The sequence below is a fragment of the Micromonospora cathayae genome, from assembly GCF_028993575.1.
GTDB classification, from domain to species: domain Bacteria; phylum Actinomycetota; class Actinomycetes; order Mycobacteriales; family Micromonosporaceae; genus Micromonospora; species Micromonospora cathayae.
On the sequence record NZ_CP118615.1, the window covers coordinates 968,844 to 994,403 of the forward strand.

A 25,560-nucleotide genomic window follows, 5' to 3' on the forward strand; every position below is an offset into this window, starting at 1 on the left:
CACTTCCGGCGGCGGGGCACGCGGACGGCAGCACTTTACCTACCATGGGCCGGGCTCGGGTCACCGTGCGCTTGGGAGGTTGGGTGTCCACTGTCGTCATCAAGCGACCGCCGCGCCGACCGGCCCCGGAGATCCCGGTCGGGGAGCTTCCGGTCGAGGCGCCACCGGAGATCCCGGAGGTCACCGGTGGCCGGTGGCAGCAGGCGCTGATGCTGCTGCCGATGCTCGGTGGCACGGTGGCGATGGCGATGATGTTCGGCCGGGGCGGCGGCGCGTACTCCTACGTGGTCGGTGGCATGTTCGGGCTGTCCTCGCTGGCCATGCTGGTGACCTCGTGGGGCAGTTCGTCGGGGATGCCGAAGAAGTCGGAGATGATGGCCGCCCGGCGGGAGTACCTGCGGCATCTGGCGGTGCTGCGCCGTCAGGTCCGGCGGAGCGCGGCCCGGCAGCGCGCCGGCCTGTTCTACCGGCATCCCGACCCGACCGGCCTGTGGTCCACCGTGGACAGTCACCGGGTCTGGGAGCGGCGGCCCGGCGACCCCGACTTCGCGGTGGTCCGGGTGGCGCTGGGGCCGCAGACGCTGGCCACCCCGCTGGTCCCGCCGGTGACCCGGCCGCTGGAGGAGCTGGAGCCGATGACGGCCGGCGCGCTGCGCCGGTTCCTGGACGCGTACGCGGTGGTGCCGGACCTGCCGGTGGCGGTGTCGCTGCGCAGTTTCGCCCGGGTGTTCCTGCGCGGCGACGGGGTCTCCCACGACGGGGGCGACGCGGCGTCCCGGGGCGCGCCGTCGGCGCAGGCGCTGGCGCGGGCGGTGCTGACCCAGCTGGCGGTTTTCCACGCCCCGGACGAGCTGCTGGTCGCGGTCTGTGCCGGCCCGGAGCGGCGGGCCGCCTGGGAGTGGGTGAAGTGGCTGCCGCACGCCCACCATCCGGGGCGCTCCGACGCGCTCGGCCCGGTCCGTCTGGTGACCAGCGCAGCGGCCGAGCTGGAGCAGCTCCTCGGGGACGTGCTCGGCAACCGGTCCCGGTTCAGCCCGGCCGGGCCGGCCACCGACGGTCCGCACGTGGTGGTGGTGCTCGACGGCGCGGACCTGACCGGGGCCACCGACCTGACCTCCGACGGCGGCATCGACGCGGTCACCGTGGTCGACCTGGACACCCCGCCGCCGCGGCTGCTGGACCGGACGACCCTGGTGCTGGAGGTACGCGCCGGACGGCTGCACTCGTACGCGGCGGACACGCACGCCGAGGTGGGTACCGCCGACCAGGTGGCGGTCACCGACGCCGAGGCGGTGGCCCGCCGGCTCGCCCCGCTGCGGCTGGCCGCCACGGTGAAGGGGTCGGACGCGCCGCTCCGCGCCGAGCTGGGCCTGCCCGAGCTGCTCGGGCTGGGCGACCCGGAGAACTTCGCCGTCGAGCAGGGCTGGGCGCCGCGCGCCCCCCGGGACACGCTGCGGGTGCCGGTCGGGGTGGGCACCGACGGCGGCGCGATCGAGCTGGACCTGAAGGAGTCCGCCCAGGACGGCATGGGCCCGCACGGGCTGCTGATCGGGGCCACCGGTTCCGGCAAGTCGGAGCTGCTGCGCACGCTGGTGCTGGGGCTGGCCGCCACGCACAGCTCCGAGGTGCTCAACTTCGTGCTGATCGACTTCAAGGGCGGGGCCACCTTCGCCTCGTTCGACCGGCTGCCGCACACCGCCGCCGTGATCACCAACCTGGAGGACGCGCTGCCGCTGGTGGACCGGATGGCGGACGCGCTCAACGGCGAGCTGACCCGCCGGCAGGAGCTGCTCCGCCGGGCCGGGAACTTCGCCAGCCTGCGCGACTACGAGCGGGCGCGGGCGGCCGGTACGCCACTGGCTCCGCTGCCGTCGCTGCTGGTGATCTGCGACGAGTTCTCCGAGCTGCTGTTCCACAAGCCGGACTTCATCGACCTGTTCGTGCAGATCGGTCGGCTGGGCCGGTCGCTGGGGGTGCACCTGCTGCTGGCCTCGCAGCGGTTGGAGGAGGGCCGGCTGCGCGGGCTGGACACCCACCTGTCGTACCGGATCGGGTTGCGGACCTTTTCCGCGCTGGAGTCCCGCACGGTGCTCGGGGTGCCGGACGCGCACGACCTGCCCCGCTCCCCCGGCCACGGCTACCTGCGGTTCGGCACCGAGCCGCTGGTCCGGTTCAAGGCCGCGTACGTATCCGGGCCGGCCCGGCGGCGCGGGGCCGTCGCCGGTGGCGGCCCGGCCGGTACGCCCCGCCTGCTCGCCTTCTCCACCCACTTCGTACCGGTGACCGAGCCGGCCGTCCCGGCGCCCCGCCCCGCCGAGGAGACCGGCGGTGCGGCGAGTCTGTTGGACGTGCTGGTCGGCCGGCTCGCCGGCCAGGGCCCCCCGGCCCACCAGGTGTGGCTGCCGCCGCTGGACGCCTCGCCGGCCCTGGACGACCTGCTCGGTCCGGCGGGCGTGGACCCGGCACGCGGGCTGGCCTTCGGCAACCCGGAGCTGCACGGCGCGCTCCAGGTGCCGGTGGCGCTGGTCGACAAGCCGGCCGACCAGCGACGTGACCTGCTGTGGCTGGCCCTGGACGGGGCGGCCGGGCACGTCGCCGTGGTCGGTCAGCCGCGCAGCGGCAAGTCCACCCTGCTGCGTACGTTGATCTGCAACCTGGCGCTCACCCACACCCCGTACGAGGTGCAGGTGTACTGCCTGGACTTCGGCGGCGGCGGGCTGGGCGCGCTGCGCGACCTGCCGCACGTCGGCGGAGTGGCCGGCCGGGCCGACCCGACGGCGGTCCGGCGTACGGTCGGTGAGCTGTCCACCCTGCTGGCCGAGCGGGAGCAGCGTTTCGCGGAGCTGGGCGTGGAGTCGATGGCCGTGTACCGGCAGCGGCGCGCGGCCATGGTCGCCGCCGGGCAGCCGGTGACCGACCCGTTCGGGGACGTCTTCCTGGTGGTGGACGGCTGGGGCACCGTGCGCGGCGAGTACGACGACCTGGAGGGGCCGGTCACCGACCTGGCCGCCCGGGGCCTGGCGTACGGCATCCACGTGGTGACCAGCGCGATCCGCTGGATGGACTTCCGGCCGGCGATCCGGGACCTGTTCGGGTCCCGGCTGGAGCTGCGCCTCGGTGACCCGTCCGACTCGGCGGTCGGCCGGCAGGCGGCGATAAACGTGCCGGAGGACCGGGCGGGTCGGGGCATCACCGCGGAGAAGCTGCACTTCCTGACCGCCGTGCCCCGGCTCGCCGGCACCGGCGGCGACACCGGTGACCTGGTCAAGGCGGTCGCCGGGGGGTGGGCCGGTCCGGTCGCCCCGGCGGTCCGGCTGCTCCCGCCGGTGCTGCCGTACGCCGAACTGGACCTGTCGGTGTCGACCGGGCTGCGCATCCCGGTGGGCATCGCCGAGGCCGATCTGAGTCCGGTGCTGCTCGACTTCGCCAACGAGCCGCACTTCGTGGTGTTCGGCGACGCGGAGTGCGGGAAGTCGTCGTTCCTGCGCGCCCTGGCGACGTCGATCACCCGCCGGTTCACCCCGGAGCAGGCCCGGATCATCCTGGTCGACTACCGGCGCAGCCTGCTCGGCGCGATCGAGTCGGAACACCTCATCGGGTACGGTACGGCCGCCTCCGGCACCGCCGACCTGATCGAGTCGGTAGCCGGGTACATGGAACGTCGCAAGCCCGGCCCGGAGGTGAACGCGGCGCAGTTGCGGGACCGGTCCTGGTGGTCCGGGCCGGAGCTGTTCGTGCTGGTGGACGACTACGACCTGGTGGCCACCGGCCCGACCAACCCGCTGCGTGCGCTGGAGGAACACCTGCCGCAGGCCCGGGACGTCGGGCTGCACCTGGTGCTGGCCCGACGGTCGGGCGGCGCGGGACGGTCGCAGTTCGAGCCGATCGTGCAGCGGCTGCGGGAACTCGCCGCCGCCGGTCTGGTGATGTCCGGCAGCCCGGACGAGGGGGCGCTGGTCGGCCCGGTCCGGCCCGGCCCGTTGCCGCCCGGTCGGGGACGGCTGGTCACCCGACGGGAAGGCGTACGGCTGGTGCAGTTGGCCCATCTTCCGCCGGCATGACCGCTCGACCGTGCCGGCATGACCGGTCGGCCGGTCGACGGCTCCGGCGTCTCGGCCGGTCGACGGCTCCGGCGTGACGTCTCGACCGGTCGACGGCTCCGGTGCGACCGTTGACCGGCGGATTTTCGAGGTTCCGGTTTCGACGTTTAACCAAACAGGACCCGAAAACCGGGTAACCTCCGAGCGTTGTGTGTCCGGCGCGACGAATGGGCTGAGAGTGTGACTGGGGTGCCGCGGGGACGCGTGGCCGGGGTCCGGTGGCTGGCCGGCCGTACCCTGCTCGCCGTCGCCGCGACCGCCGTCCCGTTGGCGGTTCCGCTCGCCGGCGCCGCGCCCGCTGTCGCCGCGCATGCCGTCGCCGCGCCCGCCCCGGCGCTGGCCGCGTCCGTGCCCGCCGCCGCGCCGGCCCCGGTGCCGGCCGCGCTCGTTGCGGCGCCGGTCGCCGTCGACCCGATGTTCGCGCCGGCCCGCGCCGACCAGGTACGCAACGACCAGTGGCAGCTCGACGCGTTGGACGCGGAGACGGCCTGGCGCACGTCCACCGGACGCGGGGTGACCGTCGCGGTGGTCGACTCCGGGGTGGACGGCTCCCACCCGGACCTCGCCGGTCAGGTGCTGCCCGGGCTCGACCTGGTCGCCCCGGAGGGCACGACCGAACCCGACCCGGTGGGGCACGGTACGACCGTCGCGGCGCTGATCGCCGGCCGGCGGGACGACCAGCGGGGCGCGGTGGGGCTCGCGCCGGACGCGAAGATCCTGCCGGTGCGGGTGCTGGACGCGGAGAACCGCTACGACGACGCGCTGATCGTCGCCCGGGGCGTCCGGTGGGCGGTCGACAACGGGGCCCGGGTCATCAACCTCTCCCTCGGCGGGGGCGGCGACAGTCCGGCCCTGGCCGCCGCGCTGGACTACGCCTTCGCCCGGGACGTGGTGGTGGTCGCCTGCACCGGCAACCTGGCCGTCTCGCCGGGCAACCGGGTCTGGTACCCGGCCCGGGAGCCGGGGGTGATCGCGGTGTCCGGTCTCGAACGCGACGGCGACGACCTCTGGTCCGGCTCGATCACCGGCCCGGAGACGGTGCTGACCGCGCCGGCCACCGGGCTGGTCGGGGCCCGTCCCGGTGGCTACTGGCGGGTGCAGGGGACGAGTTTCGCCGCACCCCTGGTGACCGCCGCCGCCGCGCTGGTGCGGGCCCGGTTCCCGCAGATGTCCGCCGGTGAGGTGGTGAACCGGCTGATCAGCACCGCCCGGGACCTCGGCCCGGCCGGTCGGGACGACCGGTTCGGCTTCGGCCGGGTCGATCCGGTCGCGGCGCTCACCCGGGACGTGCCCGCGGTGCCGCGCAACCCGTTGGACGACCAGTCCTCACCGGGCGAGGTGGGCTTCGGCCGGGCACCGGGCTCGGTGGAGCAGACCACGGTCGACGCGGACCAGCTCGGCCTGCGTACCCGGGGGGACAGCTGGACGGCCCGCGCCGCCGGTGGGGCGGAGGCCGCCACCCCGGGCCGGCTCTGGGCCGGAGTGGTGACGGGTGCCGTACTGGTCGCCACGACCGCGCTGCTGGTCCGCCGGTTCCGCCGTCCGGCCCGCCGCTGAGCCGTCCGCTGGGCCTGTCCACACCGGATGTTCGGTGATGGCTTCGTTGCTCAGAGTGAAGAAAGCGGTGCCACGACGCGCACCGGGCTTAATGTGAGTTCAGCGCCGCGTCTCACCATCAACCAGAGCTGACGCCCGCTGAACAGGCGGTTTGCATCGCTGTTTATCGTGATCAGTGATCTATGTGCCACCGCACCCGCCGAAGCGATAAGGGCTAACGATGAGCGACAGTCACCCTCCGTACGGAGGACCGTCCGATCCGAACGCCGGGCAGCCGTGGGGGCCGCCGCCGGGGCCACCGCCGGGGCAGCCGATCTCCGGGCAGCCGTGGGGCCCGCCGCCCCCGGGACAGCCGATCTCCGGGCAGCCGGACCCGTACGGCTACGGTCAGCAGCACGGCTACCCGCCGCCGCCCCAGTTCGCCACCCCGGTGCAGCCGCCGAAGAAGAACCGGGGCCTGATGATCGGGCTCGGTGTCGGGGCGGCCACGGTGGCGCTGCTGGCGCTGTGCGGTGTCGGCGTCGGCGTACTGGTGGCCGCCGGTGACGACGAGGACCCGACCCCGCCGATCGCCACGGGACCGGCCCCCGGCCCCAGCACCGAGACCGACCCGGGCACCACCCCGTCGACCACGCCGCCCGGCGGGGACGACGCCCCGCAGAACAACAACGCCGTCACCGCGCGGTACTCCAGCGACTTCGAGGCGGTCTGCGAGGGCAACCCGATCCTCAACGCGAAGGCGTACACCGCACCGGCCGGTTCGAAGGCGTACACCTTCTACAACTCGGTGGACCGGCCGTCGAGCTGGCTGCTCCGTTCCGCCGGCTACGGCAAGTCGTACTACGCGAAGAGCGACGAGTTCGACGAGGTGAGCGTCGTCGGTTGCCTGAAGTACGTGGAGGGCAGCGAGGGCGCCGGCAAGAAGTGCCAGCTCAAGGACAGCTCCGACAAGGTCATCACGGTCGACTACGTGTCGTCGCGGTACCAGCTGACCTTCTACGCCGCGAAGACCGCGCAGAAGGTCGGCGACGGCGGCACCATCAACGCGCCGGCGGTGCGCTGCCCGTCGTTCGTGACCTACAACAAGAACACCATGAAGGCGTACGCCTCGCCGGACACCGGTGCCCTCGAGGCCGCGCTGGACAAGTTCCTGGACTGATTCCGGGTCGCGGAGCCGGGGAGGGGCGGCACGGTCCCTCCCCCGGCTCCGCCGGCCGGCTCAGCTCGCCCGACCCGCGCCACAGCGGCCAGCGGTAGCCCTCTCGACCGGTCAGGTGCAGTCCCCGGTGTCGACCGCCTTGGTCCGCTCCGCCCCGGCCAGGGCCACCGGCCGGGCCTCCTCGGCGGTCACCGCGAATCCGGTGTTCGGATCGTCCGCCGCCGCCGCGAAGATCACCCCCAGCACCAGACCGTTCGGCGCGACCAGCGGCCCGCCCGAGTTGCCGCTGCGGACCAGCGCGCGGATCGTGTAGACCTCCCGGGTGACGTCCCCGGAGGCGTAGATGTCCGGCCCGGTGATCCGGTCCACGTCCCGCACCCGGGCCGACTGGGCATCGTACGGACCGTCCAGCGGGAAACCGAGGACGATCGCGTCCGCCCCGCTCGTCGCCCCGTTGGCGGCGAACCGCATCGACGGGCCGGGCAGGTCCGGCACGTACAGCACGGCGAGGTCCCGGTCCGGGTCGTAGACCACCACCCGGCCGTCGTACCGGTCGCCGTTCAGCTCCACCGACACGCTACGGACACCGGCGACCACGTGCGCGTTGGTCATCACCCGGTCGTCGGCGTAGATGAAACCGGAGCCCTCGATCCGCCGGCCGCAGCTCGGCGCGGAGCCGAGCACCTTGACCACGGACCGCTGGCCGTTGGCGACCACCTGGGAACCGGCCAGCGCCGGGTCGGGCGGCGACACCTGCCGGGCCCGGGTGGGGGCCAGGTCGCCGAAGACGTCGGGGAAACCGTTGGTGTCGACGGTGTCCCGCAGCGCGGTGGACAGCTGCTGGGCCTGGTCCGGCATCACCCGGTCGACCACGGTCAGCAGGGCGCTGTTCCGGACCGAGGAGGCCAGCCAGGGCAGCGACGACGAGCCGAGCGGCACGGCGACCAGCCAGGCCACCATGATCACCGCGAACAGCGACACGAACGCCCCGCCGACGTCGTCGACCCGCCGACCGACCCGGCTGGTGATGGCGTGCCGCAGGTGGGAGCCGAGCCAGCCGGCCAGGGCCTGCCCCAGCACCGCCAGCCCGAACACCGCGACCAGCGAGATGATCACACGGGCGACGCTGTCGGTGAACTGCTGCGCCAGCAACGGACCGGCCTGGAGGCCGAGCAGGGCGCCCAGGAAGAACCCGGTGAACGACAGCGCCCCGATGACGAATCCCTGACGGTATCCGCTGATCGCGAACAGGAGCATGAGCAGCAGCAGTACGAGATCAACGGCCGACACCCGTCCAGCGTACGGGCACCGCACGACCGCGACGACGAGCGCCGGGTAAGCCGGGCCGTGACTGTCAGCGATCGGCCAGCGCGTCGGCCCCGTCGGCGGATTCGTCGGCGGGGTCGGTACCGGCCGACAGCGCCGGGGTGGCGACCGTCGGCGGCAGGTCCACCACCCGGCTGTCGGACCAGGGCCGGGCCCAGCCGCCCATCTCCAGGACGGCGGAGAGCACACCTGCGGTGAATCCCCAGACCAGCATCCCGCGCGCGGCGAAGGCCGGGCCGATCCAGCCGTTCCGGAGGCGTACCCGCAACCGGTTCGCCGGATCTACCAGCTCGGCGACGGGCAGCCGGACGACGTGCGCCACCTCGGCCGGTTCCCGTGCGTGCACCGGATGCGGCCGGTGCCACCAGCCGAGCACCGGAGTGACCATGAAGTCGCTGACCGGAATCCACAGCTTCGGCAGGTGGGCCAGGACGGTGACACTGTCCGGGTCGAGGCCGACCTCCTCGTTCGCCTCACGGAGCGCGGTCGCGGTGGCGTCGGCGTCCCCCGGGTCGGCGGCCCCGCCCGGGAACGCCGGCTGGCCGGCGTGGTTGCGCAGGGTGGCGGACCGTTGCAGCACCAGGACGTCCGGGCCGGCGTCGGGTTCCTCACCGAGCAGCACCAGTACCGCGCTCTCCCGGCCGCCGCTCGGCGGAACCGGGATCCGGCTGAAGTCCTCGGCGCTGGCCGCGCCCAACCGGTCGAGCAGCGGGTCCAGCCAGGCTGGCCGGGGACGGCTCACGCGGGTACCTCCAGGCCGAGGTGCCGGCGGACCAGCTCGGCCAGGCGGGCGTCGTCGAGTGCCCCGGAGACGTCCTGGTGCCGGATGCGTCCCTGCCCGTCGACGAAGATGGTGACCGGCAGGACGTTCGGGGCCAGCTCCCGCTGCAACCGCTGATCGGTGTCGACCAGGGACGGGAAGGTCACCCCGAAGTCCTCGCCCACCGAGACCGCCCGGGACCGGTCGTCGTAGGTGTTCACCCCGATCACGTGCGCCTGCCCGGCCATCCGGTCGCTCAGCCGCTGGAACGCGGGCAGCTCCTTGCGGCAGGGCGCGCACCAGGAGGCCCAGAGGTTGAGCACCGCCGGCCCGCGTACCTCCCGCAGGGCCACCTCCGCGCCCCCGGTGAAACAGGCGAACCGCAGGTCGGGCAGGAGTCGTCCGGTACCGTCCGGCGACCCGCCACCCGACGGGGCGGTCGTCGCCGGAGTGTTGGCCGGGGTGGGCGGCCCGGCCGTCACGGTCGGCCCAGTCCCGGCGGACGCGGTCGGGCCAGCCGACCCGGCGGCGGACGCGGGCGGGACGGTCGGGTCGGGGGAGCCGGTGGACGCCGGGGCCGCCGAGGGTGGCGTGGTCAGCGTCGTGCAGTCGGCGAAGGGCGACGTCGACGTCGACGCTCCGGGCGCGGCCGTCCGGTCGGAGCTGCCGATGGTGCAGCCGGCAGCGGTGAGCAGCGGAACGAGGAGGAGTGCGGCGGCGAGCCGTCGGTTCACGGTGCCTCCGCGGCGACCGCCTGGACCGGCACCAGCTCCGGGTCGACTCCGGCGGCGACCGCCAACTCCCGGGCCCGGGGACCCTTCAGCAGCTTCGCCGCCGCGGCCGGCTCGGTGGGCCCGGCACCGTACGAGGGGCAGAGCCGGGTGAGGGTGCACGCCCCGCAGGCCGGCTTGCGGGCGTGGCAGACCCGCCGGCCGTGGAAGATGACCCGGTGCGAGAGCATGGTCCAGTCGCGCTTGTCGTACAGCGCCCCGATCGCATGCTCGATCTTGACCGGGTCGGTCTCCTCGGTGAGCCCCCACCGGTGGACCAGCCGCTGGAAGTGCGTGTCGACGGTGATCCCCGGGACACCGAAGGCGTTGCCGAGGATGACGTTGGCGGTCTTGCGCCCCATCCCGGGCAGGGTGACCAGATCCTCCAGCCGGCCGGGGACCTCACCGTCGTACCGCTCGACGAGGGCCTGCCCGAGCCGGATCAGCGAGTTGGTCTTGTTGCGGTAGAAGCCGGTCGGCCGGATCAGCTCCTCCAGCTCGGCCCGGTCGGCGCCCGCGTAGTCGGCCGCGCCCGGATAGCGGGCGAACAGCTTCGGGGTGACCTCGTTGACCTTCTTGTCGGTGCACTGGGCGGAGAGGATCGTCGCGACGGCGAGTTCGAGCGCGTTGCCATGGTCGAGTTCACAGTGCGCGTCGGGGTGGGCCTCGGTGAGCGCCCGACCGATCCGGCGGGCACGACGCTTACGGCCCAGGTCGGTTTCCACGACGCCGGGGGAGCTGGTGGTCACGTCGGCCAGCCTACGTCGCGCCGGTGGCCGGCCGCCGCCGCGCCGGGCCGTCCGCCGGGAGGGGCTACCCCGCGTCCGGGGCCGAGATCGTCCCGTCCGCGCCGAACGTGGCCCCGCTGGTCGGAAAGTCCTGCTTGCTGAGCTGCTTCAGCAGGCCCAGGCCCCGGTCGTCCGGGTCCATGACCGGCTTGCCGATGCCGTTCATGTACGTGGAGGCGAACGAGCCCTCGACGAAGCTGCCGTCGGCCTTCAACGACACCTTCAGCACGCCACCCCAGCCGAGCCGGCCGTTGTTGCTCAGCGAGTTGCCGCCCCCGGCGAAGTTGCCGAGGCTGTAGGCGATCAGCCGACCCTGGTAGAACTCCATCCCCCGGAGCACGTGCGGGCCATGCCCGACGATCAGGTCCGCCCCGGCGTCGATCATCGCCCGGGAGAACTTGATCGGGTCGCCCCGGTTCTCGCCGAGGAACATCTCCGTGCCGGGCTTCACCCGGGTCTTCTCCGAGCCCTCGCCGCCCATGTGCACCTGTACCACCACCAGGTCGGCCATGGTGGCGGCCTTCTCGATGACCTTCTCGGCCGCGTCGATGTCGACCAGGCTGTTCGACCAGACGTACGAGGAGAAGCCGGCCACCGCGACCTTCACGCCCTTGACGTCCACCACGGTGATCTGGTCTGGCGCGCCGGTGTGCTCCAGCCCGTGCTCCTCCAGCGCCTTCTGGGTGTTCTTGTACCCGGCCGGGCCGTAGTCGTAGCCGTGGTTGTTGGCCTGGTTGAGCAGGTGGAAACCGGCGTCCTTGAGATGGGCGGCGTACTCCGGCGGGGCCCGGAACTGGAAGCAGCGGGTCGAGTTGGCCCCGCACTTGCCGGTCCCGGTGTCGACGGTCAACGGCTCCTCGAGGTTGCCCATCACCAGGTCGGCCTCGAGGGCCTCCTTGACGCTGGTGAAGAAGCCCTTGCCACCGTTGGGGGGCAGCCGGTTGGGCGCGTTGCCGATGATGATGTCACCGGTCGCGGAGAGCGAGATGACCTTCTCGTCCGCTTTCGCCTCGGGGCTCGGGGCCGCCGAGCCGGATCCCGGGGAGCCCTGCGGGGCGGACTGCCAGACGGGATCGGTCTCCGTCGTGGAGCCGCACCCGGCGGCGAGGAGCAGAGCGACGAGGACGCCCAGCGCGGCCACCGGACGGCGGTGGGCGCGGCGACGGGCAGGACGGCAGGCGGCGGCGTACATCGCTGGCGACCCTACCGGTAGGGGAACCACACCGGCGATGGCCGATCGGATGAAATGCACCGATCGGTACGCTCAGTGGCCGTAGCGGTCCGACCAGGCCACGTCTTGGCCGTCCGCGCCGGCCCGGACGGCGGCGTACACCGCGCGGGCGAGCCGGCCACCCCACCGCGAGCGCGGTCCGCCGTACGGCTCGGCCGGGCCGTCCGGTGGGCAGAGCACGGTGACCGCGTCGGTCGGGGTGCCGGTGCCGGGCCGACCGAGGTCCCGGATCGCCTGGGTCTTCGCCTCCGTCGCGGTCGCCACCGCGTTGACCAGGGCGGCGTCGGCGAGCCGGACCGGCACGAGGACCACGATGTTGACCGTACCGACCCGGTGCCCGGGAGTCCCGCCGCCCGACCGGGCGGCCGACTCGACCGGAACCGGAGCGGCGGCGTCGCGTTGAGCCGGGACTGCGGCGTCGAGCGAGGGTGCCGGGGCGGCGGCGTCGACCGGGATGCCCAGGCCGACGGTCGCCCAGACCCGCACTCCGCCGTCGGCGGCGGTGACCAGCTCGGTGACGTCGACGCCGGTCAGCAGCCCGACGCCGGGGCCGTCGAGGCCGAGCCGGACGGCCAGGTCGGCGAGGTGGTCGGCCGGATCGTCCCGGCGGTACGACATCGGCACCGTCGCGTTGACCACCCAGTTGCGCAGCCCGATGCCGCCGCCGAGCGGGCCGGAACTGACCGCGCGCAGCGGCCGGGTGGCGCGCCAGTGCAGCAACGGCAGGTCGTGGCCGTCCTCGGTCCGACTGGTGAGGGTGGGCTCGCTGAGCATGGGGGGACCCTACGGGTGCCACCCCGGGGACGACCGGCCGGCCGGTCGGAGCAGCGGATGATAGCCGTTGATCAGGTCTGTCTCGTTACGTCCAACGATCAAGATTCCAGGGGTGCGCCTCTGATTCCTGCTCACGTGCGCCTAGACTGGCGTCGCGCGCGGGATCAGCGGACGGCGGACCCGGCCGACGGACGGCACGCGTAGGCGGAGGTGCGGGATGGACGAGGTACTGGCCCGTAGCGGGATCTTCCAAGGGGTGGACCCGGAGGCTGCGGAGGCGCTCGCCAAGGAGATGGAGACGATCGAGGTCCGCAAGGGCGAGGTCGTGTTCAACGAGGGCGAGCCCGGCGACAGTCTGTACATCCTCCTGTCTGGCAAGATCAAGTTGGGTCGCCGCGCGGCGGACGGCCGGCAGAACCTGATCGCCGTGGTGGGCCCGTCGGACATGGTGGGCGAGCTGTCGCTCTTCGACCCCGGCCCGCGGACGGCGACGGCCACCGCGATCACCGACACCCGCCTGGTCCGGCTGCGCAAGCAGGCGTTGCGCCCGTGGTTGAACAACCGGCCCGAGATCGCCGAGCAGCTCCTCCGGGTGCTGGCCCGTAGGCTGCGCCGGACGAACGACTCGCTGGCCGACCTGATCTTCACCGACGTGCCGGGCCGGGTCGCCAAGAACCTGCTCCAGATGGCCGGCCGCTTCGGCACCCGGGACGGCGGCGTGCTGCGGGTGACCCACGACCTGACCCAGGAGGAGATCGCCCAGCTCGTCGGCGCCTCCCGGGAGACGGTCAACAAGGCGCTGGCCGACTTCGCGTCCCGGGGCTGGCTGCGACTGGACGGCAAGAGCATCATCATCCTCGACCCGGAGCGGCTGGCCCGCCGGGCGCGGGTCTGAACGACCGGGTCCGCGCAAGCCGGACCTTCCGGAAAGGGGACCGCCGTCGGCGGTCCCCTTTCCGGTTTCCGCCCGAGGGCCGCGCCTGCCCCACTCCGGGGCCGCCTCTGCCGCTCCCGGATCATCCGGACGCCGCCGCGTGGACCGACGGGTACGCCGGCGCGCAGGCCGACGGGTACGCCGGCCCCGGTACGACGACACCGAAGCGTCGCCCCTCCCCGCTCCCCGGGACGGTCGACGACCGCCCCCGACCCCCGGGCAGGGGCCATTCGTCGACCACCCGTTCTGCCACGGGACAGCGGCGGACGGGTGTCGGTGACCGGACCGGCCGCCGACGGCGTTTCGGATGCCCGGGAAACAGTGGCGGTTGGTGCCGGAAGGCGGTGCCGGGGAGGCACCGCCCTCCGTAGGCCGGCCCCGCTGGCACGGTGACCAGGCCAAAGCGCCTGTCCAGGTCAACGGACGACAGTGGCCACCAGGTGAGTGATCCTCGTTTCCGATGGCCGCCGATGGCTGCGCACTGGCCATCGTGCCCTTCCTGACCGGTCGACGGAAGCACCCCCGCCAGGGAAAAACCTGTCCGAGACGGGCCGTCGGGGCGGGGCGGCCCGCTGGGGGCGGCTCTCTTGCGGCATCCGATGTTTCTCCGAGGCGTCCGAGTCTGTTTGCACCCCGTCCGAGGTGCGGAAACGGCACTACCCGGCACTGGTGGACCGCCCTTTTCCGGATGCCGGAAAAGCCGGCCGGCGGCGGAGTCTTCCTCCGTCGAGCGCCGGGCACGAACCAGGGACCAAGGAACCTTTTGTCGCAATGATTGCGAAATCAAGACCAAGACAATTCTCGGGTGGGAAGAGAAACAAGGCTTTATTGCCTGGAAGGCCGACAACGGTGAAGATTCAGAAGCTGTCCCCGCCCGTGACGCCCCTGGCAGGGCATACGGGCACTGAGGACAGCAGAGTTCCAGGTCAACGGACATCTCATGATCGAGAAGAGGATAGAAGTGGCTGTCACCCAAGGTGAGTTCACCGACGACAGGGCCCTGTCGCACCTGGCCGTTCCCGCGGTGGTGTTGATCGTGATCGTCGTGCTCATCAAAGCCCTGGTCAATGCGGGAAGCGAGCCCGAGTTGACGATCGGGTGCGGCTGCCTGCTGGCGGCCACCGCCATCCGGCTGTTGCGTCGCTGAGTGACCTAACGACCGGACGGGTTCGGTGCCAGCGAAGAGGGCGCCGCTCGAACCGACGCTGACCAACCCGGTCGCGGAGTTCGCACGTGGGCTACGTGAGATCCGCGACCGGGCCGGGATGCCGACGTACGAGGTCATGGCGCGCGACGGGCTGAGCAACAAGAGCAGCCTGTCCAAAGCGGACAAGGGCGTGAAGTTCCCCAGCCGGGACGTCACCCTGGCATACGTACGGGCCTGCGACGGCCCGGTGGCGGAATGGAAGACCAAGTGGGAACAGGTCGCCAAGGCGATCGGCCAACCGTCTTCCCGGTCGAGGCGATCCACTCCCTCCGCCTCGACCGTCGCATCCCGGGAGGCGGTCAATCCGGTCGACGCGATGACCGTCGAGGATTTCCGGGCCAAATTGCGCCAGGTACGCGAACGCGCGGGGAATCCGTCCTACAAGGAGATCGAGGAGCAGGCCCGGATCAAGGGTCTCGAACTGGCCGCCAGCACCGCGTTCGACATGCTCAAACCCTCCGGGAAGGGGTTACCCAGACGGGATCGGCTGATCGTCTTTCTCAGCGTCTGTGACGTGCCGCGACAGCAGCACGAACTCTGGACGAAGATCCGGGAGCTGATCAGGGCCCGACAGGTACAGGCGAGCACGGCACCGCCGGTGGAGCCGACGCCGGTCGATGCCGCTGAACGGCTGACCGACGAACGCACGGAACCCCCACCGGACCAGTCGACCGTCAAGGCTCTCCAGGCCGAGATCCACCGACTGCGACAGCAGCTCAAGGTGTACGAGGCCCGCTCGGCGTGGTCCTCGGCCGGGTTGGCGGACCCCCGGGGGGCGGTCGTCCGCCCGTATGTCCTCTACTGCCCGCCGCCGCAGGAGCCGCGGGTGGCAGCCGGCCCCGGCCCCGACGTTGCGACCGGGCCCGTCCCATGGTTCCACGACAGCGGAGAAGGGGTCTCCGCACCGGTCACGTCGAGGCGGGCCCCGGACCGCAGCCCGTACCAGCAGTGGCTCGACCAGTTCCGGCCGCCACTGCCCGCCCCGGCCGCCCCATCCGGGGGGCCGGCAGATCCGCAGGAACGGGAAGGGTCCCCCGTCGTGGTCCGGGAGCCGGTCGGGGCTTCCGGTGCACAGCACGAGGACCTGTACGAACAATGGATCCACCAGTTCTGGAATCCGCTGCTCGACACTCCGTTCGTCCCGGTCGACCTGTCCGAGGGCGAACGGTCGGCCGGTGCACCCGTCGGGTACTTCGGGGACCACCGCCGGCCACCGCTCAACCCGTGGCCGACCGGCCGGGTCGCCGACCGGGAGGAACAGTTCGACGTCTCCCCGAGCTGGGCGGTCTACCCCCACGAGCAGATCAACTGGATCGGTCAGGGGGTACGGGGGGTCCACCTGACGCTGGGCGTCGTCCTCGTCGCCATGGCGGCGGTGCTGCTGTCCGTCGCCGCCACCTCCCGTACCGACGACACGGCCAGGGACACCCGACACGCGGAGGACTTCTACCAGGAGGCCCGTGACCTGCGGTGGATGCTCCAGCAGCGGGCGGCCACCGGGTAGGCGAACCGGAGGGGCGTACCGCCGTCGGTGCGCGCGGTCCGGCACGGCGGGCACCGGTCAGTAGACCCGGAAAAAGTCAGGCTTGACTGTTTGTTTCCTGCCCGGCACGCTGGTCGGGTGCCCGCCCCACCGAGCCGCGTCCCGCAGCAGGAGCGCAGCCGCGCCACCCGGGCCCGGCTGCTCGAAGCGACCGTCGACTGCCTGGTCGAGCACGGCTGGTCCGGCACCACGACGACGGTGGTCGCCGCCCGCGCCGGGGTGTCCCGGGGCGCGCAGCTGCACCACTACCCCACCCGGGCCGCCCTGGTCACCGCCGCCGTGGTCCACCTGGCCGACCGGCGGGCGACCGAACTACGCGCCGAGGCGGAGAGCCTGCCCGCCGGGCCGCAGCGCCTCGACCGGGTGATCGACATGCTCGCCGCGGCGTTCACCGGTCCGCTCTTCGTCGCCGCTCTCGAACTCTGGGTCGCCGCCCGCACCGACCGCGAGCTACGTGAGGCGTTGGTGCCGCTGGAGGCCCGGGTGGGTCGGGAGATGCACCGGCTCACCGTCGCGCTGCTCGGTGCCGACGAGCGCCGCCCCGGCGTCCGGGAGGCCGTGCAGGCCACCCTCGACCTGCTGCGCGGGCTGGGCGTGGCGAATCTGCTCAGCGACGACTCGGCCCGGCGTACCGCGCTGTTGAACACCTGGAAACGCCAGCTCACCACCCTGCTCACCCCCTGACCGTCCGGCCATACCCCCGTGGAGGTGCCCGCGTGATCCGCATCGGCAACGCCTCCGGTTTCTACGGAGACCGGTTCGCCGCCTGGCGGGAGATGCTCGACGGCGGCGAACTGGACGTGCTGACCGGCGACTACCTGGCCGAGCTGACCATGCTGATCCTGGGCCGGGACCGGCTGCGCGACCCGTCCCTCGGCTACGCGAAGACATTCCTGCGGCAACTGGAGGGCACCCTCGGCACCGCGCTGGACCGGGGCGTCCGGATCGTCACCAACGCCGGGGGCGTCAACCCGGCCGGGCTGGCCGACGCCATCGGCTCACTCGCCGACCGGCTCGGGCTCACCGTCCGGATCGGGTACGTCGAGGGCGACGCGCTGGACCGGCCGGACGCGCTGACCGCGAACGCGTACCTGGGCGCGTTCGGCATCGCCGCCTGCCTGGACGCCGGGGCGGACGTGGTGGTGACCGGCCGGGTCACCGACGCGTCCCTGCTGGTCGGGCCGGCGATCGCCCGGTACGGCTGGCGACCCGACGACCTCGACGCGCTCGCCGGAGCCACCGTCGCCGGGCACCTGGTCGAGTGCGGGGCGCAGGTCACCGGCGGGAACTTCAGCTTCTTCACCGAGCTGCCGGACGGCGGTCGCCGGCCCGGATTCCCCATCGCCGAGGTGTACCCGGACGGCTCGTCGGTGCTCACCAAGCATCCGGGCACCGGCGGCGCGGTCACCGTGGAGACGGTCACCGCGCAGCTCCTGTACGAGATCGGCGGTCCGGCGTACCTCGGCCCGGACGTGGTGGCCCACCTGGACACGGTCACCCTCGCCCCGGACGGCCCGGACCGGGTACGGGTCACCGGCACCCGGGGCAGCCCGCCGCCGGACACCCTCAAGGTGGGCGTCAACAACCTCGGCGGCTTCCGCAACTCGATGACGTTCGTCCTCTGTGGACTGGACATCCCGGCCAAGGCGGCGCTGGTCCGTACCCAGATCGAGGCGGCGGTGGGCCCGGCGGGCCTGGAGTTCCAGCTCGCCCGGACCGACCACCCGGACGCCGTCGACACCGCCACGGCGAGCGCGCTGCTGCACGTACATCTGCGGGACGCCGACCGGACGCGGGCCGGGCGGGCCTTCTCGGCCGCCGCGGTCGAACTGGCCCTGGCCTCCTACCCGGGCTGCACGCTGACCACGCTGCCCGGCGACGCCACCCCGTACGGTGTGTTCACCGCCGACACGGTGCCGCAGGACGCCGTCCCCCACGTCGCCGTGCTCCCCTCCGGCGAACGCCGGCCCGTCCCACCCCCACCGCTGACCGTCCCGCCCCCACCGCTGACCGGCGCACCGGAGCCACCGGCACCGGCAGCACACCGGGCGACCACCGGGGGGCGGCCAGGGCCGTCGCGGCGCGGGCCGCTCGGGGAACTGGTCGGGGCGCGGTCGGGCGACAAGGGCGGCGACGCGAACCTCGGCGTCTGGGCGCGCACCGACCCGGCGTACGCCTGGCTGCGCGGCTGGCTCACCGTCGAGCGGCTGGCCGAGCTGCTGCCGGAGACCGCCGACCTGCCCGTCGAGCGGTACGAGCTGCCGAACCTGCGGGCGGTGAACTTCGTGATCCGGGGGCTGCTCGGTCAGGGGGTGGCCGCCTCCACCCGGTTCGATCCGCAGGCGAAGGCGCTCGGTGAGCTGCTCCGCGCCCGGATCGTCGACCTGCCGGCCGAGCTGGCCCCGGGCCCGGAACACGGAAACCGGGAAGACGCCGGGGAGGGACGGGCGTGACCACGTTGCGGAGCGCGGTCGACCCGGCCTCGGCGGCGTACCGGGCCAACCGGGCGGCGCTGCTGGACCGGCTGGCCGAACTGGACGAGGCCCTCGACGCGGCCCGCGCGGGCGGCGGGGAGAAGTCCGTGGCCCGGCACCACGGGCGCGGCAAGCTGCTGCCCCGGGAACGGATCGAGCTGCTGCTGGACCAGGACAGCCCGTTCCTGGAGCTGTCACCGGTGGCCGGGTACGGAACGGACTTCCCGGTCGGGGCGAGCGTGGTGACCGGCATCGGGGTGGTCGAGGGGGTGGAGTGCCTGATCCTCGCCAACGACCCGACGGTGCGCGGCGGCGCGGTGAACCCGTGGTCGTTGAAGAAGACCCAGCGGGCCGGGGAGATCGCGTACGCGAACCGGCTGCCGATGGTGAACCTGGTCGAGTCGGCCGGGGCCGACCTGCCCACCCAGGCGGAGATCTTCATCCCGGGTGGCCGGGTGTTCCGCGACCTGACCCGGCTCTCCGCCGCGAAGATCCCTACGGTCAGCGTGGTGTTCGGCAACGCCACCGCCGGCGGGGCCTACATCCCGGGCATGTCGGACTACACCATCATGATCCGTAACCGGTCGCAGGTGTACCTGGCCGGGCCGCCGCTGGTGAGGATGGCCACCGGCGAGGACGCCGACGACGAGTCGCTGGGCGGCGCGGCGATGCACGCCGGCACGTCCGGTCTGGCCGACTTCCTCGCCGAGGACGAACGGGACGGTATCCGGCTGGCCCGGCGCTGCGTCCGCCGGCTCAACTGGCGCAAGCAGGGCCCGCCACCGCGTGACCCGACGCCCCGACCGCCCAGGTACGACCCGGAGGAGCTGCTCGGCATCGTCAGCGCCGACCTGAAGGTGCCGTTCGACCCGCGCGACGTCCTGGCCCGGATCCTGGACGACAGCGACTTCGACGAGTTCAAGCCGGCGTACGGCACCGCCCTGGTCACCGGCTGGGGTGAGCTGCACGGGTACCCGGTCGGGGTGCTCGCCAACGCGCGGGGCGTGCTGTTCGGCGCGGAGGCGCAGAAGGCCGCCCAGTTCATCCAGCTCGCCAACGCCACCGACACCCCGCTGGTCTTCCTCCAGAACACCACCGGATACATGGTCGGCACCGAGTACGAGCAGCGCGGCATCATCAAGCAGGGCGCCCAGATGATCAACGCGGTGTCGAACTCCACCGTGCCGCACCTGACGGTCAACCTGGGCGCGTCGTACGGGGCGGGCAACTACGGCATGTGCGGGCGGGCGTACGACCCACGGTTCCTGTTCACCTGGCCGAACGCCAAGTCGGCGGTGATGGGGCCGGCGCAGTTGGCCGGGGTGCTGTCCATCGTGGCCCGGCAGGCCGCCGCCGCCCGGGGCCGGGAGTACGACGAGGACTCCGACACCGCGATGCGGATGATGGTCGAGCAGCAGATCGAGTCCGAGTCGGGGGCGCTGTTCCTCTCCGGCCGGCTCTACGACGACGGGGTGATCGACCCCCGGGACACCCGTACCGTCCTCGGCCTCTGCCTCTCCGCCGTGCACAGCGCACCGGTGCGGGGCGCGGACGGCTTCGGCGTCTTCCGGATGTGACCGCTATGGGACCGGAGGTGAGGGGCTGATGATCACCAGACTGCTGGTCGCCAACCGGGGCGAGATCGCCCGGCGGGTCTTCGCCACCTGCCGGGCGCTCGGCGTGGAGACGGTCGCGGTGCACTCCGACGCGGACGCCGACGCGCCCTTCGTCGCCGAGGCCGACCGGGCGGTACGGCTGCCCGGCAACACTCCCGCCGAGACGTACCTCCGCATCGACCTGCTCCTCGACGCGGCCGGGCGTACCGGCGCGGACGCCGTGCACCCCGGCTACGGCTTCCTCGCCGAGAACGCCGACTTCGCGGCGGCGGTGGTCGACGCCGGGCTGACCTGGGTCGGGCCGCCGGCCGGCGCGATCGCCGCGATGGGCGACAAGCTGGCGGCCAAGCGGCTGCTCGCCGGGGCGGGTGTGCCGATGCTGCCGACCTGGACCGATCCCGCCCAGGTCACCGACTTCCCGGTGCTGGTCAAGGCCTCCGCCGGTGGTGGCGGCCGGGGCATGCGGATCGTCCGGGACGCCGCCGGGCTGGCCGACGCGGTGGCCTCCGCCGGGCGGGAGGCGGCCGGCGCGTTCGGCGACGGCACGGTCTTCGTCGAGCGGTACGTCGAACACGGCCGGCACGTCGAGGTGCAGATCATCGGTGACCGGCACGGTACGGTGCTGGCCCTCGGCGACCGGGACTGCTCGGTCCAGCGCCGGCACCAGAAGATCGTCGAGGAGGCCCCGGCGCTGCTGCCCGACGGGGTGCGGGACCGGCTGCACGCGGCGGCGGTGGCGGCCGGCCGGGCGGTCGACTACGTCGGCGCGGGCACGGTGGAGTTCCTGCTCGCCCCGACCGGCGAGTTCTTCTTCCTGGAGATGAACACCCGGCTCCAGGTCGAGCACCCGGTCACCGAGGCGGTCACCGGCCTGGACCTGGTCCGGCTGCAACTGCTGGTCGCCGGGGGCGAACCGCTGCCGCTGGCGGCGGCCCCGCCGGTCACCGGCCACGCCGTCGAGGTACGGCTGTGCGCCGAGGACCCGGCCCGGGGCTGGCGGCCGGCCACCGGCGTCCTGCACCGGTTCGCCGTGCCCGGGGTGACCGGGGAATTCACCCCCACCGCCGGGCTGCGCCTGGACTCGGGCGTGGTCGACGGCTCGCCGGTCGGCGTGCACTACGACTCGATGCTGGCGAAACTGGTCGCCTGGGCACCCACCCGGGCCGAGGCGACCCGCCGGCTGGCCACCGCGCTGGCCCGCGCCGAACTGCACGGCGTCACCACCAACCGGGACCTGCTGGTCCGGGTGCTACGCAGTCCCGCGTTCGCGGCGGAGCAGGTCGACACCGGTTTCCTGGACCGGCACCCGGAGGTCTTCGCTCCGCTGCTGCCCGCCGACGAACTGCCGGTGGCGGCCCTGGCCGCCGCGCTCGCCTCGGCCGCCGCCCGCCGCGCCGCCGCGCCGATGCTCGGCTCGCTACCGTCGGGCTGGCGGAACGTGCCGGCGTTCCCGCAGTTCACCCGGTTCACCGACCCGGACGGCGGCGAGCTGACGGTCCGCTACCGGCTGGACCGCACCGGCGCGCTGGCCGAGTGGACCACCGTGCCACCGAGCGGGCCGGGCACGTCGCGCGCGCTGCCCGAGCCGGCGGGCGGGCGCTCCGTGGTCCTGGTCGACGCCACCCCGGACCGGGTGCTGCTGGACATCGACGGGGTACGCCGCGCGTGGCGCGTACACCGGGTGGGGCCGGCGGTCTTCGTGGCCGGCCCGGACGGGGCGACGGCGCTGACCGAGTCGCCGCGCTTCCCCGACCCGGAGCGGGCGTTGGCCGCCGGCTCGCTGGTCGCGCCGCTGCCCGGCACGGTGACCCGGGTGCACGTCGCGGTCGGGCAGCGGGTCGACGCCGGTGAGCTGCTGCTGACCCTGGAGGCGATGAAGCTCGAACACCCGGTGCTCGCCCCGGCGACCGGCGTGGTCACCGCCCTGCCGGTACCGGCCGGCGGCCAGGTCGACACCGGAGCCGTACTGGCCGTCGTAGCCGACAGCGGCGCGGACCGGCCGGCGTCACCCCACCCCCAGGAGGACCCGCGATGAACGTCGACCTCACCGACGAGCAGGAGCAGCTCCGCGACGCGGTGCGTGCGCTGGGCCGACGGTACGGCCACCGGTACTTCGTCGAGAAGGCGAAGGCCGGTGAGCACACCACCGAGCTGTGGGCGGAGGCCGGCCGGCTCGGCTACCTGGGCGTCAACATCCCCACCGAGTACGGCGGCGGGGGCGGCGGCATCACCGAACTGGCGATCGTCTGCGAGGAACTGGCCGCCGCCGGTTGCCCGCTGCTCCTGCTGGTGGTCTCGCCCGCCATCGCGGCCACGGTGATCGCCAGGCACGGTACCGAGGAGCAGCGGGCCGGTTTCCTGCCCGGCCTCGCCGACGGCTCCCGGAAGGTGGTCTTCGCGATCACCGAACCGGAGGCCGGCTCGAACTTCCACCGCCTCGGTACGGTGGCCCGCCGCGACGGCGACGACTGGGTGCTCTCCGGCCGCAAGTGTTACATCTCGGGCGTGGACGAGGCGGAACACGTGCTGGTGGTGGCGCGTACCGAGAACTTCACCTCCGGGAAGCTCCAGCCGGCGCTGTTCCTGGTCCCGACCGACGCGGCCGGACTGACCCGGTCCAGGCTGGACATGGAGATCGTCTCTCCGGAGCACCAGTTCCTGCTCTACCTCGACGAGGTGCGGCTGCCCGCCGACGCGTTGCTGGGTGGCTCACCGGACACCGGCCTGCCGGCACTGTTCGCCGGGCTGAACCCGGAACGGATCACGGTCGCCGCGATGGGTGCCGGCACCGGCCGGTACGCGATCGAGCGCGCCTCGGAGTACACCGCGACCCGCAGCGTCTGGGGCGGCCGGAGCATCGGCTCCCACCAGGGGGTGTCGCACCCGCTGGCGCACGCCGCGATCCAGGTGGAACTGGCCCGGCTGATGATCTACAAGGCGGCCACCCTGTACGACGCCGGGCGGGACCTGGAGGCCGGCGTGGCCGGGAACATGGCGAAGTACGCCTCCGCCGAGGCCGCCGCGTTGGCGGTGGACACCGCCGTGCAGGCGCACGGCGGCGCGGGCATGACCACCGAGTACGGTGTCGCCACCCTGCTCGGCGCGGTACGGGCGGCGCGGATCGCCCCGGTCAGCCGGGAGATGATCCTCAACTTCGTCGCCCAGCACGTGCTGAACCAGGACCGGTCGTACTAGCGTCCTACCGCTCAGTCGGGGGCGCGGCAGGCGGCGTCGATCCGGTGCACCGGCCGGACCCGCCGGCCGAGCCCTTCCAGCAGCGAGTCCTCGACGTGGAAGTCGTGGATCCGCAGCCGGTGCCGGGGCAGCTCGTCCTCGTTCGGGCAGAGCACCTGCCCCCGCACCTGGTCCACCGGGACGAACCGCACCCCGCCCCGGGCCTGGAGCACCACCATGTTCACGTCGTCGACGGTCACCACGTGCCCCCGTACGTCCTCGTGTCCCCCGTCGGGGCGGGCCACGGTGACCACGGTCAGCGGCAGCACCGGCGTGGTGATCACCGGCAGGGCCGCCCAGACCAGGGTGAGCAGCACGGCGGCCTGGGTGAGCGGGGCGAGCGGGCGGAGCACCACCCGGGGCAGCGGCCCGGCGACCCCACCGGCCAGCAACGGTGGCAGCCCGATCAGCAGGACGGCCACCAGGTCACCCTGCCGCCAGGCGTCGACCAGGGTCGGCGCGACCAGCCAGCCGTACCCGGCCAGCAGGCCGGCCAGGAGCAGCAGCCGGGGTGCCGTGTGCTCGTGCAGCCGCCCGAGGGTCAACTGGAAGGCGGCTGCCACCGCCGGCAACAGCAGCGGCAGGTAGAGCAGATCCCAGGTGACCAGCGCGAACAGGAAGCTCGCCAGCACCAGCCAGGCCGGGGTGATGTCGACCAACCGGGCGAACAGCGGCCGGCGGACCGGGCCGGGTGGCGAACGACCGTCGGTCTGGGCCGCCGTCGACCGGCCGCCGTCCCGACCGGTCGGGACGGCACCGGGGGCGGGGCTGTCGAGGCTGGTGGCGAAGACCGCGCCCAGCGCGAAGATGGCCACCAGTGCGGTGGAGACGAGGGGGGCGGTCGTGGTGAGGAAGCCGGCCATCAGGTTCACCGGCCCGACGTTCGCCACCAGCAGCAGCGTGGTCTGGAGTTCGCCGCCGGCCTCCACCGCCAGCCGGAGCACCGAGAAGATCGCCGGTACGCCGACGACCAGCGTCCAGAACGACTGGCTGGCCCGGGCCCGCCGCTCCTCGACGGCCCCGGCCGACGGGCGGTCGTCGGTCGGGGCGTTCATCGCGTCGGTGCCTTGTCGTCGAAGTCCACCAGGTCCGGTACGTCGTGCGGCGGTGGCTGCGGCAGGTCCGCCTCCAGCCAGCGGCCGAGGGTCGTCTGGTACGCGGTCAGCCAGGGGCTGTTGCCGGTCTTACGGCCCTGCTCGTGGCTCTTGCCGAGGAAGTAGGCGACCAGGTCACGCAGGGCGGGGTCACCGATCGGCACCCCGACGCCGAGCTTCTCGGTGGTGCCGAACGGCATGTCGACGATCTCGAACTCCTCCGGGTACAGGGAGAGGAACCCGGCCAGGATCGCCTTGTCGGAGCTGACCACGTCGTACTTGCCCGCGCGCATGCCCCGGACACAGTCGGACACGTTCATGACCAGGCGCGGCTGGATGCCGCGCTCCTTCAGTTCGTCCTCGGTGGTCGAGCCGCCGCTGGAGCAGACCTTCAGCTGCGGGTCACGCAGGTCCTCGATGGTGCGGACCCGGTCCTTGAGCTTCCGGGGGACCAGCACCTCCTGGGTGGTGACGAAGTACGGGCCGGCGAACAGGACGTCCTTCTCCCGCTCCTCGGTCATCGAGAAACTGCTGATCACCAGGTCGACCTGGCCGCTCTGGAGGGCCGTGATCCGCTCCTCGGTGTTGAGCGGGTGGTACTCGATGTCCGCCCCCTCGTACCCGAGGTTCTTGGCGATGTACTTGGCGATCTCGCGTTCGAAGTCGACGAACGCGCCGTTCTCCGGGTCCTCGGCGGACACGCCGATCCGGAGGACGGGCTGACCGTCGATGTGGGACTCGCGCAGCTTCTCCCGGACCGAGGGGGGTCCGGGGTCCTGCTGGCCCTCGCAGCCGGCGATGCCGGCGAGGGCGAGGGTCAGGGTGACCGCGACCGCGGTGACCAGTGATCGGAGCTGATGCCGGGCGGGCAGGTTCATCGGCGACCTCACCGGGAGCGCGGAACCGGGAGCCACCCACAGTAGCCACGGCCATCCACTGTGCTGTCGGCTTCCATACCGAGGGCGCGTGACCTGGGTCACGCGCCCTCGGGTA

The 25,560-nt window shown here is 73.1% G+C and carries 19 protein-coding genes; 11 read left to right on the forward strand and 8 right to left on the reverse strand.

Annotation, left to right across the window (positions count from 1 at the left end; translation table 11 throughout):
* Positions 1–83: 83 nt before the first annotated feature.
* From eccCa to PVK37_RS04565, 3 genes are all read left to right on the forward strand, one after another.
* On the forward strand, positions 84–4,061 hold the full coding sequence (gene eccCa / locus PVK37_RS04555; protein WP_275032465.1) for a type VII secretion protein EccCa: 3,978 nt from the start codon (positions 84–86) through the stop codon (positions 4,059–4,061).
* Between the two features lie 219 nt (positions 4,062–4,280).
* On the forward strand, positions 4,281–5,657 hold the full coding sequence (mycP, locus tag PVK37_RS04560; RefSeq protein WP_275032466.1) for a type VII secretion-associated serine protease mycosin: 1,377 nt from the start codon (positions 4,281–4,283) through the stop codon (positions 5,655–5,657).
* 220 nt (positions 5,658–5,877) lie between these two features.
* Positions 5,878–6,816, forward strand: coding sequence for a hypothetical protein (locus PVK37_RS04565; RefSeq protein WP_275032467.1), 939 nt, complete (start codon positions 5,878–5,880; stop codon positions 6,814–6,816).
* Positions 6,817–6,927: 111 nt separating this feature from the next.
* Here the strand turns inward: PVK37_RS04565 and PVK37_RS04570 are convergent, their stop codons facing one another.
* From PVK37_RS04570 to PVK37_RS04595, 6 genes are all read right to left on the reverse strand, one after another.
* Positions 6,928–8,106: a MarP family serine protease gene (locus tag PVK37_RS04570; RefSeq protein WP_275032468.1), complete on the reverse strand. Its 1,179-nt coding sequence runs from the start codon at positions 8,104–8,106 to the stop codon at positions 6,928–6,930.
* A 64-nt stretch (positions 8,107–8,170) separates the two neighbouring features.
* Positions 8,171–8,884 carry an NUDIX hydrolase gene (locus tag PVK37_RS04575; RefSeq protein WP_275032470.1) on the reverse strand — a complete coding sequence of 238 codons (714 nt, stop codon included), beginning with the start codon at positions 8,882–8,884 and terminating at the stop codon, positions 8,171–8,173.
* Positions 8,881–9,636 carry a TlpA family protein disulfide reductase gene (locus PVK37_RS04580; RefSeq protein ID WP_275032471.1) on the reverse strand — a complete coding sequence of 252 codons (756 nt, stop codon included), beginning with the start codon at positions 9,634–9,636 and terminating at the stop codon, positions 8,881–8,883. Before PVK37_RS04580 ends, PVK37_RS04575 begins: the two co-directional genes overlap by 4 nt.
* Positions 9,633–10,421, reverse strand: coding sequence for an endonuclease III (gene nth, locus PVK37_RS04585; RefSeq protein ID WP_275032472.1), 789 nt, complete (start codon positions 10,419–10,421; stop codon positions 9,633–9,635). The genes PVK37_RS04580 and nth overlap by 4 nt, the downstream gene beginning before the upstream one ends.
* Positions 10,422–10,485: 64 nt before the next feature.
* Complete coding sequence (locus PVK37_RS04590; protein WP_275032474.1) at positions 10,486–11,652, reverse strand: CapA family protein; 1,167 nt, start codon at positions 11,650–11,652, stop codon at positions 10,486–10,488.
* Between the two features lie 72 nt (positions 11,653–11,724).
* Positions 11,725–12,465 carry an adenosylcobinamide amidohydrolase gene (locus tag PVK37_RS04595; protein ID WP_275032475.1) on the reverse strand — a complete coding sequence of 247 codons (741 nt, stop codon included), beginning with the start codon at positions 12,463–12,465 and terminating at the stop codon, positions 11,725–11,727.
* Positions 12,466–12,682: 217 nt separating this feature from the next.
* On the opposite strand from PVK37_RS04595, the gene PVK37_RS04600 reads away from it, so the two are divergent.
* The 8 genes from PVK37_RS04600 (at position 12,683) to PVK37_RS04635 (ending at position 23,434) form a co-directional block, all read left to right on the forward strand.
* The gene (locus tag PVK37_RS04600; RefSeq protein WP_275032476.1) at positions 12,683–13,360 is read left to right on the forward strand and encodes a Crp/Fnr family transcriptional regulator; all 678 of its coding nucleotides are present in this window, start codon (positions 12,683–12,685) and stop codon (positions 13,358–13,360) included.
* 979 nt (positions 13,361–14,339) lie between these two features.
* Positions 14,340–14,546 (forward strand): hypothetical protein, encoded by a 207-nt coding sequence (locus PVK37_RS04605; RefSeq protein WP_275032477.1) that lies wholly within the window; start codon positions 14,340–14,342, stop codon positions 14,544–14,546.
* Positions 14,547–14,571: 25 nt separating this feature from the next.
* On the forward strand, positions 14,572–16,110 hold the full coding sequence (locus PVK37_RS04610; protein ID WP_275032478.1) for a hypothetical protein: 1,539 nt from the start codon (positions 14,572–14,574) through the stop codon (positions 16,108–16,110).
* Between the two features lie 117 nt (positions 16,111–16,227).
* Entirely contained in the window at positions 16,228–16,833 is a 606-nt protein-coding gene (locus PVK37_RS04615) for a TetR/AcrR family transcriptional regulator (protein WP_275032479.1), read from the forward strand.
* A gap of 92 nt (positions 16,834–16,925) precedes the next feature.
* Positions 16,926–18,602: an acyclic terpene utilization AtuA family protein gene (locus PVK37_RS04620; RefSeq protein ID WP_423791052.1), complete on the forward strand. Its 1,677-nt coding sequence runs from the start codon at positions 16,926–16,928 to the stop codon at positions 18,600–18,602.
* Positions 18,599–20,200, forward strand: a complete 1,602-nt coding sequence (locus PVK37_RS04625; protein WP_275032481.1) for an acyl-CoA carboxylase subunit beta — start codon at positions 18,599–18,601, stop codon at positions 20,198–20,200. Before PVK37_RS04620 ends, PVK37_RS04625 begins: the two co-directional genes overlap by 4 nt.
* A gap of 28 nt (positions 20,201–20,228) precedes the next feature.
* Entirely contained in the window at positions 20,229–22,274 is a 2,046-nt protein-coding gene (locus PVK37_RS04630) for an ATP-binding protein (RefSeq protein ID WP_275032482.1), read from the forward strand.
* Complete coding sequence (locus PVK37_RS04635; protein ID WP_275032483.1) at positions 22,271–23,434, forward strand: acyl-CoA dehydrogenase family protein; 1,164 nt, start codon at positions 22,271–22,273, stop codon at positions 23,432–23,434. Before PVK37_RS04630 ends, PVK37_RS04635 begins: the two co-directional genes overlap by 4 nt.
* An 11-nt stretch (positions 23,435–23,445) precedes the next feature.
* Here the strand turns inward: PVK37_RS04635 and PVK37_RS04640 are convergent, their stop codons facing one another.
* Positions 23,446–24,528, reverse strand: coding sequence for a hypothetical protein (locus PVK37_RS04640; protein WP_275032484.1), 1,083 nt, complete (start codon positions 24,526–24,528; stop codon positions 23,446–23,448).
* The gene (locus PVK37_RS04645) at positions 24,525–25,445 is read right to left on the reverse strand and encodes a transporter substrate-binding domain-containing protein (RefSeq protein ID WP_275032485.1); all 921 of its coding nucleotides are present in this window, start codon (positions 25,443–25,445) and stop codon (positions 24,525–24,527) included. Before PVK37_RS04645 ends, PVK37_RS04640 begins: the two co-directional genes overlap by 4 nt.
* Between the last annotated feature and the right edge of the window lie 115 nt (positions 25,446–25,560).

Coding starts and splice junctions, on each gene's coding strand:
- PVK37_RS04600 (WP_275032476.1), top strand. CDS start 12,683: ATGGACGAGGTACTGGCCCGTAGCGGGATCTTCCAAGGGGTGGACCCG.
- PVK37_RS04635 (WP_275032483.1), top strand. CDS start 22,271: ATGAACGTCGACCTCACCGACGAGCAGGAGCAGCTCCGCGACGCGGTG.
- PVK37_RS04605 (WP_275032477.1), top strand. CDS start 14,340: ATGATCGAGAAGAGGATAGAAGTGGCTGTCACCCAAGGTGAGTTCACC.
- PVK37_RS04640 (WP_275032484.1), bottom strand. CDS start 24,528: ATGAACGCCCCGACCGACGACCGCCCGTCGGCCGGGGCCGTCGAGGAG.
- PVK37_RS04565 (WP_275032467.1), top strand. CDS start 5,878: ATGAGCGACAGTCACCCTCCGTACGGAGGACCGTCCGATCCGAACGCC.
- PVK37_RS04595 (WP_275032475.1), bottom strand. CDS start 12,465: ATGCTCAGCGAGCCCACCCTCACCAGTCGGACCGAGGACGGCCACGAC.
- PVK37_RS04645 (WP_275032485.1), bottom strand. CDS start 25,445: ATGAACCTGCCCGCCCGGCATCAGCTCCGATCACTGGTCACCGCGGTC.
- PVK37_RS04630 (WP_275032482.1), top strand. CDS start 20,229: ATGATCACCAGACTGCTGGTCGCCAACCGGGGCGAGATCGCCCGGCGG.
- PVK37_RS04590 (WP_275032474.1), bottom strand. CDS start 11,652: ATGTACGCCGCCGCCTGCCGTCCTGCCCGTCGCCGCGCCCACCGCCGT.
- PVK37_RS04620 (WP_423791052.1), top strand. CDS start 16,926: ATGCTCGACGGCGGCGAACTGGACGTGCTGACCGGCGACTACCTGGCC.